We start from the raw sequence: 13,659 nt of genomic DNA, 5'->3' as shown, positions 1-13,659 counted from the left end.
TCGGAAACCCGCACTACCTCAGGACCGTCGCCGAGCCCTCCGCGGCCGCGCACCGCGACGAGCACCGCGCCGCCCTCACCTCCCGCCGACCGCGATCACGCAACCCGTCCCCCCCCCCATGCCTGCGAGACGGCCGTCGACACGTCTCCGGCCGCCCCGCAGCCCCACCCCGCAAGCCACCCGGGCGCAGCGAACCGCTGCGCCCGTTCCCGTTCTCACAGATGAAGGGACACCCCGTGCACGACCAAAGCAGGAAAACGGCGGCGTCGACCTGCGTGAGATCACCTGGCGGCTGGAGACGATCCCGGCCGCGAACTTCGGTGAGATGCCGACCGGGGCGCCCGGCGTCGGCCGCATCGAGAGCTTCGCCCAGAACCCGGAACACTGGGTGAAGATTCGCCCCGCAGAGGTCGGCCGCCACTGGGAAGAGCACGGGACGTGGATGCGTGCCCCGATTCTGATCGACCGACGGCTCCCGGACCCGTCGGCCATCGGTTTTCAGGTCCTCGAGGGCAGAACGCGTGTCGGTGTCCTGCGAGGTCGCCTGCGCGAGGGACTACGCGTCGCTTCCCACCATCGAGCCTGGGTCGGACGCCCTGGGGTAGCGACCACCGGGACCCGCCGCGCGGCGAAGTGAAGGAATGGGCAGATGTACGCTCCCTCTCCGGCGGACCGGCCGGGCGTCCATGCGCCTGGCCCGGGTGACGTCCAGCCGCCACAGCCGGGGTCTACGCGACGCCCCTCCTCGCGGGGCCCTGGCTTCGCCTGCACCGCGTCGGCGTGATCTTTCTGTGGGTGCGGTCAGGGCGCCGAAGCCGGACTGCCGGGGAACCAGGCCTCAACGCGTGTGCACGATCGGGTCGGCCCGTATGCTGCTCGGCCGCCACGACCACGCCGCTTCCGCCTCACGCGCCGCTCTGCTGGCACCGCGAAGCCGCGGCATCCGTGGACCAAGGGGCGGGCCTCGCCTGGACGCTGATCCTGAGGCACTGACGTATCACCTGACCACGACAATGCAGGTCGCGCGATTGCCGTACTTGTCGGCCTCCGACTGGCAGTCGTCCCGATCAGCCTCGCTGCTGGCAGCCATCGTCCAAAAGACTGCAATGAAGATCGCCAACATGGCAAGGGCGACGAGGATCCCTATCATTACGTCCTTCACGTTCCCCGGGCACCTCCGCCGAAGCCACACCAACGCTGTGCCCATGGTAGGAGGACTTGCCGGGAGTGGTCGGTCCCTGAATCTGGGGACCACTCTGCGAAGTGGTTCGCCATGTGGCGCGCTCAGTCCCGCCAACTCAAGCACTCCTCCGTCAGGTGAAGTGCTCAGTCACAGTTCCTGTCACTGAGCGCGGCAGTTGACCCGGATGGACAACTTGGATGCTCAGAATTCGCCCAAGCACCGCGAGGCGCCTCGAGGGGTTCAGTAGGGCGGTTCCTACGCGTAGCCGTTCCCGGGTTTGACCGGGCGGGGTCGGGCGCTTGGCGGTCGGTGAGCGCGTCGAGCGTGGCTCGGGCCGCGGCGCGCACTGCGTCGTCAGGAGTGTTGGTCAAGGGGCGGATGAGGGTCTGGGCGGGTTGCGCGTTGAGTCCGAAGGCGGCGAGGGCGTCGAGGGCGTCGGTCACTACGGTCCAGCTTCGGTGTTGGCTGGCCCACGTGAGGGTGTCGGTGATCACGGGTATGGCGATGGGGTCCTTCAGCTCGGCCAGACAGGACAGGTAGAGGCCGGCGGGATTGGGTGCTTGCGGGCGGGATCGATGCATCGCAGGCCGTTGGCGAGGAGGGGGACGAGCCGGTCGGCGGCCTGTGGGTAGCCGCCGACGCCGTAGAGGACCCGCCAGTGGTCCACACGGGTTTCCAGGGAGCGGATAAGGTCGGGGAAGGCGCGGGGGCCGCGATGGTCGGCCGGGGTCATGACCGCCTCTTCAAGCGCCGGCCGATCACCGTCTTGATCCTCGCGAGCGTCCACCGTTGGTCCTCCCAGCCGTGCGCGGCGGGCCCCTTGGCCAGCTCCGCCTCCAACTGGGCGAACTGCTTCTGGCTCAGCCTCGGACGGCGACGCCGGTCCTGTGACCGCAGAGCCCGCGGACCGCCCTCGTCGCACATCTGCCGCCAACGCTGCACGGAACGGACGCCGACCGCCGGTCCTTGGCGATCAACGAGCTCGCCTCGCCTTGGGTGAACCGTTCAATCTCAGTGGTCAGGCAGAGAAGTGGGCGTTGGCAGGTGCCGAGGGGAAGGCGTCAGGTAGCTGGCGCCGTACGTGCACATGACCATCGAGAGGGTAGGAAGGAGGAGCCGATGGCAGAAGCCTGTCGAACTGGTAGCCGTTCTTCTCGGCGACGCGGCAGGATGCCAGGTTGTCGACCTGATGCAGGAGTTCGAGGCACTCCAGACCATTCGCTTGGAAAGCGTCGAAGGCCCAGGCGGTGAGAGTATTCAGGGCTCGCTGGGCCACGCCTCGTCCGCGAGCCTGTGCCGCCGTCCAGTAGCCGACCTCTGCGGAAGGCTTGCCGGATGCGACTTCCTTGAGTACCACGTTGCCCACCAACCGCAGCGGCGCCGCGTCAAGGGCCCTCTCAAGGACTGCGAAGGCGAACCGGCTGCCTGCTGCCCAACCCTGCTCCTGATCCTGCACCCATCTCAGTCCATCGTCTTCACTTTCCATACGAGAGTTCGTCCAACGCCGCAGCTCGGCGTCCCGGTACACCTCAACCAGCGCAGCAACGTCTTCCGCGCACCAGGGACGAAGGACGAGAGCGGGGGTGGTCGGCGTCGCGGCAACCTTGAGTATGACGGGAGAGTTCACTGCCGGATCATATGCAGCAGGGCATTGATCTGACCTTGGCGACAGGTCGATCCCGCCCCGCAGCCGCCCCCTCATCCCTGTGTCCGAGCCTGCAGGGCATCGACGGCCCAGTCGAGCACCGGCCGCAAACTCTGCGGACCCGGCCAGCCGTTGATCACCGCAAGCAACGAGACGTACCGTTCTCTGCGAGGGTCATTCATACGTTCCAGCCGCCGGATTAGGAGCTGCCTGCGCGACTTGGCATCGTCACAGCGGCCGAGGAGATGTGCGCAACGGTTCACGAGGACCGCGACGATCGGATCGGCCTGGAGCGAAACTGGTTCGACACCCGCTGCCACGGCCGGCGTGATCTGGTCACGGACGATCGCAGCCAAGTCGCTGTGCAGCGAGGGTGGGCCACCCTGGATGAACCCGGTCGTCTGCTCCTGTTCTCACAAACGACCGTCTGTGAGAGACGCATAAAGGCGCTTGTCCCGCTTTGATCTTCGGACGAGTGGGGCCCGTCGTGGCGAGGCGGCCGATCTATCTGGAGGCGTTGAGGTTGTGCAGGCGGGCGACGCCAAGCGCTGCGTGGTGGACGCCGTTGCCTTGAGGCGACAGTCGCGGAGGATCTTCCAGGCTCCCGTGCGGGCGAAAACGTGCTCGACGCGGGCGTGTACCTGGGCGCTTGCCTGGCAGTGGATGGCCGGCCACGACGACGCGACGGGCGTCGGCGTCGACGACGACTTGGTGGTTGGTGGAGTAGCGGTAGTTCTTGGACCGCTCGGCGATCGCGTGGTCCCGGGTGGGCACCAGAGTGCCGTCCACGATGCGGACGGTGTGCTTCGCGAAACACCGACTGGGCTGAAGCGCGAGAAGTGGGCCGAGGTGTCAGATGGTCCGGTCGGCGAAAATCATCACACCATGACCAGGTGAGGCTGTGCATGCGAGTGGCTGTGAGTCCGAAGGCTTGCTCTAGTCTGCAGCGATAACGGCTTGGTTCAGGCCCGGGAATCTGCGATCCAGGTCGTCCTTGCGCAGGCGCATGTAGAGCCCGTTGCCAGCGTCGCGTTGATACACCAGGCCCGCCTCGCGCAGCACCCGCCAGTGACGTGGCCGAGTCCACTGCCGTGACCACGACCGAGGCGGAGGAGGAAGCGGCGCCGTCGCTCGCGCCGGTGCCGGGCTCGACGGTGCCGCCCTCTCGGGAAGCTGCCGGTGACGGTTCTGGCGCCGGAGTATCAGCGGAACCTGGGCGTGCTGGAACAGTGGCGGTCCACGGGGCACGGGCCGCTTCGAGCCAAGGAGATTGCGGTGAAGCTGGGCCTTGGAGCGACGCCGGCGAAGGTCGAGAGGTTGCGGTCGAAAGCCCGGCGCCTGGCGGAGCGCGGGTGACTCCTCCTGGATATGTCGGGGTGCCGCACGAACATCAAGTGACGTGAGACAACCTCTGTGCCTTGATTGACGCGGCCGACCTGGCGGCCTGCTCGATCTTCGCGCAGTGGACTGCACGGGCTTCCTCGTCGATCTGCTTCTCGAGTTCGGCGCGCAACCCGGTCCGGCCGTCGAGACCCTCGCGCAGGATGTCGGCGTGCCCGGCATGCCGGATGGACTCGCCGAGGACATGGACCATGACGGCGAACAGGTTGGTGTCGGCATAAGGCTCCGGCCACCACGGCACGTGGCCGGGGGCGTCGAGGGGAAGCTCGTCGATCGTCGCGTCCGAGTGTTCCCACGTGCTCCGGTAGAACCCGATGATCTGATCGTGGTTCTCGTCCTCGGTCGCCCACAGATCGCTGCCGTCTGAGTCCTGCCACCGGGGCAGCGGGTGCGGGGAAGGTCGGTCGAAGACCTCGCCGAAGTACCTGGCCTCGACGGTGGCCACGTGTTTGACCAGGCCGAGGAGATTGGTCCCGGTCGCTGTCAAAGGCCGGCGGGCGTCGTATTCGGACAAGCCGTCGAGTTTCCAGAGCAGCGCCTTGCGGTCCCGCCGCAGTCTCCCGTGCAGGTTGTCTTTCGCGAATCTCTCGATCATGCGGCATGAGCCTGCCATGGGCTGCTCGCGGTCTCAAGATCCCGTACGTGGTCCGCGACGACTGGCAGAGCCGAGGTCTGGCCGTGGCCGCCGCCCTGACCTGTTACGAGAAGCTCGCGGAACTTGCCACGTGAGACGACCTCTTAGCGGCGTAGTCAAGGAGGAGCTCAGCCGTGAAAATTCCCCATCGTCACGTCCCATCGGAATTCATACCAGTAAGATCCCTCGTGGTACGCACTCGGGTCGACCTCACGAATAACGTCTTCCACCTTCTCTGCGCCAACCTCCCACTCGTCAGAATCGCAGTCGTCGTCGTAGAAAGGGAATATGTCACTCAATCGGAGGATGCACTGAGTGAAGTGCGAAACTGAGGTATTCACGATGTTGACGTCTCCGGGGCTCAGTCCGTACAGAACCTCCTGTGAGTCCTTGTCGAGGTACATGGAGACACTCAGGCCCATTACACCGAAACGAATCAGCGTTCTCCCTGAATCTGACTCAACCATTTCGGGTGCATCGAGTGCCCGGTAGGTGAAGAAACCACGAGGGACGAGAAATTCCGCTTCACCGTGCATGACGCCGAGGCTGACGAAGTGAGTATTCATGGAGAGTCCGCTCTTTTCGGCAGTGATCGCGGACTCGCCCAACGCCACTTCGTTCGGCTCCGCCGGGCAGGTGGTCGGCGAGTGCAACGGAACCGTCTTCCCCGCAGCCCGCATCGGACTGAGTACGCGTCAGAGTGCCTCGGCCGACGGGTACACCCTGCATATCCACGGCGCGCAAGGTCGGCCGGAACGGACGTTCCCGTCGTGGCATGGGCGCCGCACGCCAGCAGGTGGTGGCCGGCAACGGCTGCCACCCGTACCTGTACGGCCGAGCCCCGCGTCAGCCCCGGCCGAGGACACAGAACTCGTTGCCCGCCGGGTCGGCCAGGACGACCCAGGAGACATCACCCTGACCCACGTCGGCCCGTACCGCGCCGAGGCCTTCGAGCCGGGCGACCTCCCTCGCCTGATCCTCGACGGGGTCGGACATCAGGTCGAGGTGGACGCGGTTCCAGATGACCTCGTCGTCCGGCGTGCGGCGGAACTCCAGGTACGGCCCGACGCCCTTGACGGAGCGCAGCAGGGCGCGGTCGTCGGTCAGCTCGTGGACGGTCCAGTCGATCGCCTCGCCCCAGAACCGGACCATGGCCCGCGGGTCGGCGCAGTCGACGACCACGGCGGCTATCGGCCCGGTGTCCCGGTAGAGCTCCCGGGGCTTCAGGACGCTGAACACGTTGCCTTCCGGGTCGGCCATCACCGTCCAGGGCGCGTCGCCGTCGCCCCGGCCCACATCGGCGGGCGTCGCCCCGAGTTCCTTCAGACGTGCGACCAACTCCGCCTCATGGGCGTCGGAGGTGGTGGCGAGCTCGATGTGCACGCGGTACTTCACCGTCTCCGGGCTGGGAACGCGTACGAGGTCGATGCATACGGCGGACGGGTCCGGCCAGTCGAAGCCCACGGGTTCCAGGTTGGTGACGCCAGGCCCTTCGCTGGAAAGACCCCAGCCGAGCGCCTGCGCCCAGAACCGGCCGAGCGCCGAGTCGTCGCGGGCCTTGAAGTTCACCTGAACAAGTTGCAATGTCATCCCGCACACCTTAGGTGGTCCCTCATCGGACGGGCGCGCGAAGGTGTCAGTCCGGCCGTCAAGCCCGTGATCCCCCGGTTACCGGTGAGCACCGCACGAGCCGCGTTCCCCACCACCCGACCATGACCAGCCGTCACGGACTCGTCCCCATGGCCGTCAACCGTGCACCAGCTCATTAGCAGAAGACTTGTCGCCGATGGGCCGTACCCGTGACATCGACCCGATTTCATCGACTATGGAGCTATCCGGCCAAGGTTTCACCGTCTTCCGCCTCCCGGACAACCGCGCATCCGATCCGTTCCTCTGACAGCGCGGGCACAGGAAGTGCCCCTCACCGTGCCGGCCCGGCGGCTGTTCTCGCCGACAAGCCGTGCCGACTGCTGCCTGTCTCCTTCTCACAGCATCCAAAGGACGAGGGAACGATGACCAGAACGCGTACCACCCGGCTGCGGCGCCCGCTGCTCGCCACCGCCACGGCCGTCGCCGCCATGGCCGTGACAGCCGGCCTCGTGGCCGTCACGTCGGAGCCGGCGAAGGCCGCGACAGGGCCCGAGCTGAGCCTCATCGCCGCGACCAACTCGCTCACACTCACCTCCTGGAAGGAGGATCCGGGCGTCTACCTCGACCTGGGTACCTACCTCACCGCCGAGGGGGCGCCGCTGGAGCTGAAGGTGACCAGGAAGTCCTACAAGGACCCGGTGACCGTCGCCCAGACCGTGCACGAGGGCGGCAAGGCCAAGGCCAAGGTGCTGCCCAAGGGCACGGTGAAGGACTTCTCCGGGCTGCCCGGCTTCTCGGAGATCACGGTCACCGACAAGGCGGGCAAGAAGGTACTCACCCGTACCGAGGACTTCTGCCCGAACAACGCCAGCGGCCGGGTGCGACCCGACGCGCCCGCCACCTCCAAGTATCCCGAGAGCTGCCCCACCAACCCGTTCACCCTCGGTTCCGTGTGGGGCGTCGAGAAGGGCTGGGCCGCCAACACCTACGGGGGTGCCTACACCGAGCCGGTCAAGCTGGCGGCCGGCACGTACACCGCCAAGGTCGGGGTCGCCAAGAAGTACCGTGACCTGTTCGGCATCGCCAACAAAGCGGCCACGGTGAAGGTGATCGTGGAGGAGCGGAGTTACGAGGACGAACAGGAGGTCACCGAACCCGCGTCCCGGTCCGCGCGGTCCGCCATGGCCGGCGAGCACGCGGAGCACGGAGCCGCTCATCAGACGCCGACCGCACACTCCGGCCACGGGCCGGGGCACGCCCCGACGCGCGCCCAGGCCGCCGCGCCGGTGACGAGCGGTGCCGGCCCCTCGTACAACGTGGGCCACGGACCGCTGAAGGCGGCGCCGCCGGCCCTGCCGTGGGCCCTGAAGAAGGAGCAGGCCGCGCGCTCGATGCGGGTCGGTGACACGGGTGGCCAGACCGACGGATCGCGCAAGGCGCCGGCGCTCAAGCCGCTGTCGAAGCGGCCCGTCGGCAAAGCCTCCGTCCCGGACGTCCCCAAGCCCGACCTGCGTTCGCTGCCGGCTTACGGCATCGTCGTCAGCGACGGCGAGAAGGACATCCCCGGCAAGGACTACCTGGCCTTCAGCGCCAACGTGTGGAACGCCGGTCCGGCCCAGCTCGTGGTGGACGGCTTCCGTTCACCCGGCAAAGCCAAGATGGACGCCTTCCAGTACTTCTACGACGCCAAGGGCAAGCAGGTCGGCTACACCCCCACCGGCACCATGGAGTGGGACCCGCGTCCGGGGCACGTGCACTGGCACTTCACCGACTTCGCCAGCTACCGGCTGCTGAAGGCGGACAAGAAGGAGGCCGTACGCAGCGGCAAGGAAGCCTTCTGCCTGGCCAACACCGACGCGGTCGACTACACGGTGAAGAACGCCAACTGGCACCCGTACAACACCGATCTGGCCACGGCCTGCGGCCAGGAGAACTCGATCTCCGTACGCGAGGTGCTGGACGTCGGCTCGGGTGACACGTACTCCCAGGACCTGCCCGGCCAGTCCTTCGACATCACCACTGTGCCCAACGGCACTTACTACATCCAGGTGCTGGCCAATCCGGAGAAGCGGCTGAAGGAGACCAACGTCGGCAACAACAGCGCTCTGCGGAAGATCGTGCTCGGCGGCAAGCCGGGCAAGCGGACGGTGACCGTGCCGGCGCACGACCTGGTGAACGCCAACTGACGGCTCGGCTTGAAGCCGTCTCGCGCGGACCGTGAGGGCGGCGGCCACGTGCAGTGGCCGCCGCCTCCTCCACGTCGCGGTGAGCCGGAATGAGGGCCGGACGTGCCCGCTGTCGGCGCAGGGCGCCCGGGACGCAGGCCGGGTACGCCGGACAGGCGTACGGCCGTGCCCATGGGGCACTCGTGGAGACGCCCGAACTCTGGCAGCACTGTATGGAGGAGAGTCGTGTCGTTTCTGTGGGCCATCATCGCGGGACTCATCATCGGCCTGCTGGCCAAGCTGGTCATCCCCGGACGCCAGCCCATCCCGCTGTGGCTGACGACCATCCTCGGCATCGTCGGGGGCGTCGTCGGCAACGCGCTCGCCACCGCCTTCGGCGTAGGCGACACCAGCGGCATCGACTGGATCCGCCACATATTCCAGATCGCCGTCGCGGCGCTCCTCATCGCCCTTGTCACCCCTCTCTGGTCCCGACGACGTGCCTGAGAATCGTGCACGGTGTGTGCCCGTCAGCCGCCGGCTGACGGGCACACGTTCTTTCGAGCGCGTGTTCCCGTGAGAGTGGGACACGGCCCGCCCGCGCTTCGCCGTGTGGGTAGGCTGACCGGATCACGGTCGCCATGTCGCAGCAGATGTGACAGATGTGGAGCTCCCGCCATGACCACAGCACATGACCTGACGATCGTCTCTCTCGAGGTTCGCTCCGACTACCCCGTTGAGCGTGGCGACCTCTCGCTGGCCCTGGCCGGGGCCGAGCTGGTCGACTTGCTCGAGGCCGGGGCGGTGTCCCTCGAAGGTGGCCTGATCCGGCCGATTGCTCCGCCCGAAAGCGGTGACCGACTTCTGGACGCTGCGGCGTCCCTCGTCAGGCCGGAACCGGCCGAGTCCGTGCAGGACTGGTTGTGGCGACGGGGGCGCGGTCTGGCGGCGGAGTACCTCGCCGCCGCGGGGGCGGGCGACGGCGGCCGCAGGCGCTCGCGATGGACCGCACGGCGCACCGCCGACCGGCCGGATCCGGTCGATCCGATGGCCCGCCGGCGGGCCACCGACCGCTGGGCCACCGGCGACCCTGTGCTGGTGGGCCTCGCGGCGGCGGTGGGAATCCGGCACGAGTCGGCGGATCAGGTCGCGGACCCCGAGGATGACGGGATCGCGGCCGCTCTCGCCGCCGTCAACGACGCCGTGGTGGAGTTGGCGGACATCCGGCAGCGTCGCAGCATCGAACAAGCGGCCTTCGACAACATCTGGCGTGGGATGTGACGGTCGGCGAGGACGCGGCTGTCCCTCCGGGAGTGCCGTCCGCTCGTCGTCCGTACCCCGGCCCGTCCACGGCGGAGGTACCGAGTCCGTGCGCGTCGCGCCGGTCCGCTCGGTCCTGCGTCCGAGGGCCTTCTCCTTCTCGGCGGTGGTGTGTTTGTGGGAGGGAGGGGCACGCTGTGCCCTCGTGAGAGGCGGGGCTTGCCGGAGCAGCTCATCTTCTACAGTTGTGTAGAGGGGCGTGGGGTGGGCGAAATGGCCACCCTGGCGGGCGCGAAGGCGTCGAGGGGCCGGGGCGTGCAGCCGGAAGCCGGCGGAGTTGATCGGCTGCAGAACTGCGCCGACCGACCCTGCGGGGCCCCCGGGGGAGCGACGCCGCAGTTCGCGCTCTCGCCCCCTCGTCGGCAGGATGGGGGCATGACCGAGATCCGCACCCCCCGTCTTGTCCTGCGCCGTTGGCTGGACGACGACCTTGCCCCCTTGTCCGAGATCCAAGCCGATCCGGTGGTGATGCGGGGCATCGGCGACGGCCGCCCGCGCTCCCCGGAGCAGACCGCCGAGGACATCGAGGCGTGGGAGGAGGGGTGGGACGAGGAAGGCTTCGGAATGTTCGCGGTCGAGCTTCTGGGCTCCGGCGAACTGGCGGGGGCCGTCGGACTGTCCGTCGCCGACGCTCCGACGGAGGTCGCCGGTCAGGTGGCGGTCGGTTGGCGGCTCGGGCGGGTCTTCTGGGGACAGGGATACGCCTCCGAAGCGGCGCACGCCGCACTGGAGTTCGCCCTGCAGGACCGCGGTCTCGACCGTGTGGTCGCCGTCTTCCGGACGGGCGACAGTGCCTCCGCGAACGTGGTCGACAAACTCGGCATGGAGGCGGAAGGCGTCACACAGCACCCGGTCCACGGCTACGACCTGGCGGTGTACGGCATCGACCTGACCCAGTACCAGGAGTAGACGCCGTACGACGAGTAGACGCTGTACCAGGAGTACACGCCGTACCAGGAGTGGCGGCCGCCCGACTGGTCTGAGTCCTGGGCGCAGGGGCAGGCCGCCCACGAGGCGAGATCCCGCACGGGGTGAGCCGCGTCTCATCCGGATCCGGCGGCTTGTATATGCAACAAGTTGCATAGCAGGATCGGAGCATGGCGCTCGAACACGCGATCCTCGTCTCGCTGCTGGAGAAGCCGGGCTCGGGTTACGAACTCGCGCGCCGGTTCGAACGGTCCATCGGCTACTTCTGGACCGCGACGCACCAGCAGATCTACCGCGTCCTGCGACGCATGGAGGGCGACGGCCTCCTGGCCGTCCGCGAAGTGCCGCAGCAGAGCCGGCCGGACAAGAAGGAGTACACCGTCGCGACGCCCGGCCGCAGGGCACTCTCCGCGTGGCTGCACGAGCCCGTCGAACCGGAGAGCATCCGGCACGAGCTCGCCGTGAAGATCCGGGGCGCGGCCTTCGACGACCCGGCGGCACTGATCTCCGAGGTCGAGCGCCACCGAAAGGCCCACGACGACCGGCTCAGGCGCTACCTCACCGGGGAGCGGCGGGACTTCACCGGCCCCGAAGCGCCCCGGCCACTGGACGTCGGACAGGAACTCCAGCACGTCGTCCTGCGCGGCGGCATCGCCTTCGAGCGGATGACGATCGCGTGGCTCGACGATGTCCTCGACACCCTGCACGGGCTCAGCGCGGCACGGTCCGGCACCTGACACACGGTGAGTGCCCGTACCGGCCCCGCCGACCGGCACTCGCCCCCCTGCACTCCTACACCCCTGCGCCCCTGCACCCGTGCACCCCCGCGGCCCGGCTCCCCGCGCCCCTCTCCGTCCCGCCCCCCGCGACACCCACCCCGTCAGACCCGATCCCGGAAGGCGTACCTCATGGCCGACCAGCTCCTGTTCAACCCGCGCACCTACGACCCGGCGCACTTCGACCCGGAGACGCGCAGGCTGCTGCGCGCCACGGTCGACTGGTTCGAGGCGCGCGGCAAGCGCAGGCTGATCGAGGACTACCGCTCGCGTGTCTGGCTGGAGGACTTCCTCGCCTTCGCCGCCAAGGAAGGCCTGTTCGCCACGTTCCTGACCCCGGCGGCAGAGGGCGGCCGGCCGGACCAGCGCTGGGACACCGCCCGTATCGCCGCCCTCAACGAGATCTTCGGGTTCTACGGCCTCGACTACTGGTACGCGTGGCAGGTGACCATCCTCGGGCTCGGCCCGGTCTGGCAGAGCGGCAACGCCGGTGCCCGGGCACGGGCTAACGAACTCCTCGCCCAGGGCGAGGTGTTCGCCTTCGGCCTCTCCGAGAAGAGCCACGGTGCCGACATCTACTCCACGGACATGCTGCTGGAACCCGACGGCGAGGGCGGCTTCCGGGCGACCGGCTCCAAGTACTACATCGGCAACGGCAACGCCGCCGGGATCGTCTCCGTGTTCGGCCGGCGTACCGACATCGAGGGCCCGGACGGCTACGTCTTCTTCGCCGCCGACAGCCGCCACCCCGCGTACCACCTGGTCAAGAACGTCGTCGACTCCTCGAAGTACGTCAGCGAGTTCCGGCTCGAGGACTACCCGGTCGGCCCGGACGACGTCCTGCACACCGGACGGGCCGCCTTCGACGCCGCCCTGAACACCGTCAACGTCGGCAAGTTCAACCTGTGCACGGCTTCGATCGGCATCTGCGAGCACGCCATGTACGAGGCCGTCACCCACGCACACAACCGCATCCTGTACGGCCGGCCCGTCACCGCGTTCCCGCACGTGCGGCGCGAACTGATCGACGCCTACGTACGTCTCGTCGGTATGAAGCTGTTCAGCGACCGAGCCGTCGACTACTTCCGTTCCGCCGGCCCGGACGACCGCCGCTACCTGCTGTTCAACCCGATGACCAAGATGAAGGTCACCACCGAGGGCGAGAAGGTCATCGACCTGATGTGGGACGTCATCGCGGCGAAGGGCTTCGAGAAGGACAACTACTTCGCCCAGGCCGCGATCGAGATCCGGAGCCTGCCGAAGCTCGAGGGCACGGTGCACGTCAATCTCGCGCTGATCCTGAAGTTCATGCGCAACCACCTGCTCGACCCGGTCGACCAGCCGCGGGTGCCGACCCGTCTCGACGCGGCCGACGACGCGTTCCTCTTCCGGCAGGGCCCGGCCCGAGGGCTCGGCTCCATCCGGTTCCATGACTGGCGTGCCGCCTTCGACGCCTGTGCCGGGGTGCCCAACGTGGCCCGGTTCCGCGAGCAGGCCGATGCTCTGTGCGCCTTCGTCACCACCGCGGCTCCCGACGAGCGGCAGAGCCGTGACCTGGACCTCCTGCTCGCCGTCGGCCAGTTGTTCGCCCTCGTGGTGCACGGACAGTTGATCCTCGAGCAGGCCGCGCTGACCGGTCTCGACGAGGATGTGCTCGACGAACTGTTCTCCGTGCTCGTCCGCGACTTCTCGGGGCACGCCGTCGATCTCCACGGCAAGGACTCCGCCACGGAACGGCAGCAGAGCTGGGCCCTGGACGCCATCCGCCGCCCCGTCGTCGACGAAGCTCGCTCGGGCCGTGTCTGGGAGCGCGTCGAGGCGCTGTCCGGCGCCTACGAGATGGCCCCGTAGCCGATGCCGTGACAGGCGAGGGTGGTGAGTTAGGCGCAGGCGGCCGGCTCCGCCACCCGCGCCTCGACCGGCACCGCCGGCCCCGAAGGCCCCGGGGCGCATGTGGTGCCCAGTCGGGCGCGCGGCCCGAACGCCGGACACGAGGGCACAGTGGCGCGTGCCCGTAG

At 68.2% G+C, this 13,659-nt stretch carries 13 protein-coding genes and 2 pseudogenes; 7 read left to right on the top strand and 8 right to left on the bottom strand.

What is annotated here, in order from left to right:
• Positions 1 to 997 precede the first annotated feature (997 nt).
• The 6 genes and pseudogenes from B1H29_RS01185 to B1H29_RS01160 form a co-directional block, all read right to left on the bottom strand.
• Positions 998 to 1,162 carry a hypothetical protein gene (locus B1H29_RS01185; protein WP_234393177.1) on the bottom strand — a complete coding sequence of 55 codons (165 nt, stop codon included), beginning with the start codon at positions 1,160 to 1,162 and terminating at the stop codon, positions 998 to 1,000.
• 535 nt (positions 1,163 to 1,697) lie between these two features.
• A complete protein-coding gene (locus B1H29_RS37885; RefSeq protein WP_159027753.1) occupies positions 1,698 to 1,970 on the bottom strand; it encodes a hypothetical protein in 273 nt (90 codons plus the stop codon).
• Positions 1,931 to 2,205, bottom strand: a pseudogene (locus tag B1H29_RS40115) (IS630 family transposase); the annotation flags it as partial. The pseudogene B1H29_RS40115 and the gene B1H29_RS37885, both read right to left, overlap by 40 nt.
• A complete protein-coding gene (locus B1H29_RS01175) occupies positions 2,202 to 2,810 on the bottom strand; it encodes a GNAT family N-acetyltransferase (RefSeq protein ID WP_234393178.1) in 609 nt (202 codons plus the stop codon). The gene B1H29_RS01175 and the pseudogene B1H29_RS40115, both read right to left, overlap by 4 nt.
• A gap of 522 nt (positions 2,811 to 3,332) precedes the next feature.
• Positions 3,333 to 3,680 (bottom strand): annotated as a pseudogene (locus B1H29_RS01170) (IS5/IS1182 family transposase); the annotation flags it as partial.
• Positions 3,681 to 4,218: 538 nt separating this feature from the next.
• The gene (locus B1H29_RS01160; protein ID WP_055421547.1) at positions 4,219 to 4,824 is read right to left on the bottom strand and encodes a DinB family protein; all 606 of its coding nucleotides are present in this window, start codon (positions 4,822 to 4,824) and stop codon (positions 4,219 to 4,221) included.
• Between the two features lie 5 nt (positions 4,825 to 4,829).
• Here B1H29_RS01160 and B1H29_RS39775 point away from each other — a divergent pair, with 5 nt between their 5' ends.
• Positions 4,830 to 4,958, top strand: coding sequence for a hypothetical protein (locus tag B1H29_RS39775; protein ID WP_267892006.1), 129 nt, complete (start codon positions 4,830 to 4,832; stop codon positions 4,956 to 4,958).
• 33 nt (positions 4,959 to 4,991) lie between these two features.
• Here B1H29_RS39775 and B1H29_RS01155 read toward each other — a convergent pair whose 3' ends face one another.
• Together B1H29_RS01155 and B1H29_RS01150 are read right to left on the bottom strand one after the other, a co-directional pair.
• Positions 4,992 to 5,516: an SUKH-4 family immunity protein gene (locus B1H29_RS01155; protein ID WP_159027752.1), complete on the bottom strand. Its 525-nt coding sequence runs from the start codon at positions 5,514 to 5,516 to the stop codon at positions 4,992 to 4,994.
• A gap of 193 nt (positions 5,517 to 5,709) precedes the next feature.
• Positions 5,710 to 6,453 carry a VOC family protein gene (locus B1H29_RS01150; protein WP_055421549.1) on the bottom strand — a complete coding sequence of 248 codons (744 nt, stop codon included), beginning with the start codon at positions 6,451 to 6,453 and terminating at the stop codon, positions 5,710 to 5,712.
• 422 nt (positions 6,454 to 6,875) lie between these two features.
• Here B1H29_RS01150 and B1H29_RS01145 point away from each other — a divergent pair, with 422 nt between their 5' ends.
• From B1H29_RS01145 to B1H29_RS01120, 6 genes are all read left to right on the top strand, one after another.
• Entirely contained in the window at positions 6,876 to 8,639 is a 1,764-nt protein-coding gene (locus tag B1H29_RS01145) for a lysyl oxidase family protein (RefSeq protein WP_055421550.1), read from the top strand.
• 225 nt (positions 8,640 to 8,864) lie between these two features.
• Positions 8,865 to 9,125 (top strand): GlsB/YeaQ/YmgE family stress response membrane protein, encoded by a 261-nt coding sequence (locus tag B1H29_RS01140; RefSeq protein WP_055421551.1) that lies wholly within the window; start codon positions 8,865 to 8,867, stop codon positions 9,123 to 9,125.
• Between the two features lie 171 nt (positions 9,126 to 9,296).
• Positions 9,297 to 9,899 (top strand): GPP34 family phosphoprotein, encoded by a 603-nt coding sequence (locus B1H29_RS01135; protein ID WP_055421552.1) that lies wholly within the window; start codon positions 9,297 to 9,299, stop codon positions 9,897 to 9,899.
• A 414-nt stretch (positions 9,900 to 10,313) separates the two neighbouring features.
• A complete protein-coding gene (locus tag B1H29_RS01130; protein WP_055421553.1) occupies positions 10,314 to 10,847 on the top strand; it encodes a GNAT family N-acetyltransferase in 534 nt (177 codons plus the stop codon).
• 188 nt (positions 10,848 to 11,035) lie between these two features.
• Positions 11,036 to 11,602 (top strand): PadR family transcriptional regulator, encoded by a 567-nt coding sequence (locus B1H29_RS01125; RefSeq protein ID WP_055421554.1) that lies wholly within the window; start codon positions 11,036 to 11,038, stop codon positions 11,600 to 11,602.
• Between the two features lie 171 nt (positions 11,603 to 11,773).
• A complete protein-coding gene (locus tag B1H29_RS01120) occupies positions 11,774 to 13,492 on the top strand; it encodes an acyl-CoA dehydrogenase family protein (protein ID WP_055421555.1) in 1,719 nt (572 codons plus the stop codon).
• Positions 13,493 to 13,659: the final 167 nt, after the last annotated feature.

Source organism: Streptomyces pactum (assembly GCF_002005225.1).
In the GTDB taxonomy this organism is placed as follows: Bacteria; Actinomycetota; Actinomycetes; order Streptomycetales; family Streptomycetaceae; genus Streptomyces; species Streptomyces pactum_A.
This window is presented reverse-complemented; position numbering and strand designations above follow the sequence as displayed.

Coding starts and splice junctions, on each gene's coding strand:
- B1H29_RS01160 (WP_055421547.1), bottom strand. CDS start 4,824: ATGATCGAGAGATTCGCGAAAGACAACCTGCACGGGAGACTGCGGCGG.
- B1H29_RS39775 (WP_267892006.1), top strand. CDS start 4,830: ATGAGCCTGCCATGGGCTGCTCGCGGTCTCAAGATCCCGTACGTGGTC.
- B1H29_RS01150 (WP_055421549.1), bottom strand. CDS start 6,453: ATGACATTGCAACTTGTTCAGGTGAACTTCAAGGCCCGCGACGACTCG.
- B1H29_RS01145 (WP_055421550.1), top strand. CDS start 6,876: ATGACCAGAACGCGTACCACCCGGCTGCGGCGCCCGCTGCTCGCCACC.
- B1H29_RS01135 (WP_055421552.1), top strand. CDS start 9,297: ATGACCACAGCACATGACCTGACGATCGTCTCTCTCGAGGTTCGCTCC.
- B1H29_RS01130 (WP_055421553.1), top strand. CDS start 10,314: ATGACCGAGATCCGCACCCCCCGTCTTGTCCTGCGCCGTTGGCTGGAC.
- B1H29_RS01125 (WP_055421554.1), top strand. CDS start 11,036: ATGGCGCTCGAACACGCGATCCTCGTCTCGCTGCTGGAGAAGCCGGGC.
- B1H29_RS01120 (WP_055421555.1), top strand. CDS start 11,774: ATGGCCGACCAGCTCCTGTTCAACCCGCGCACCTACGACCCGGCGCAC.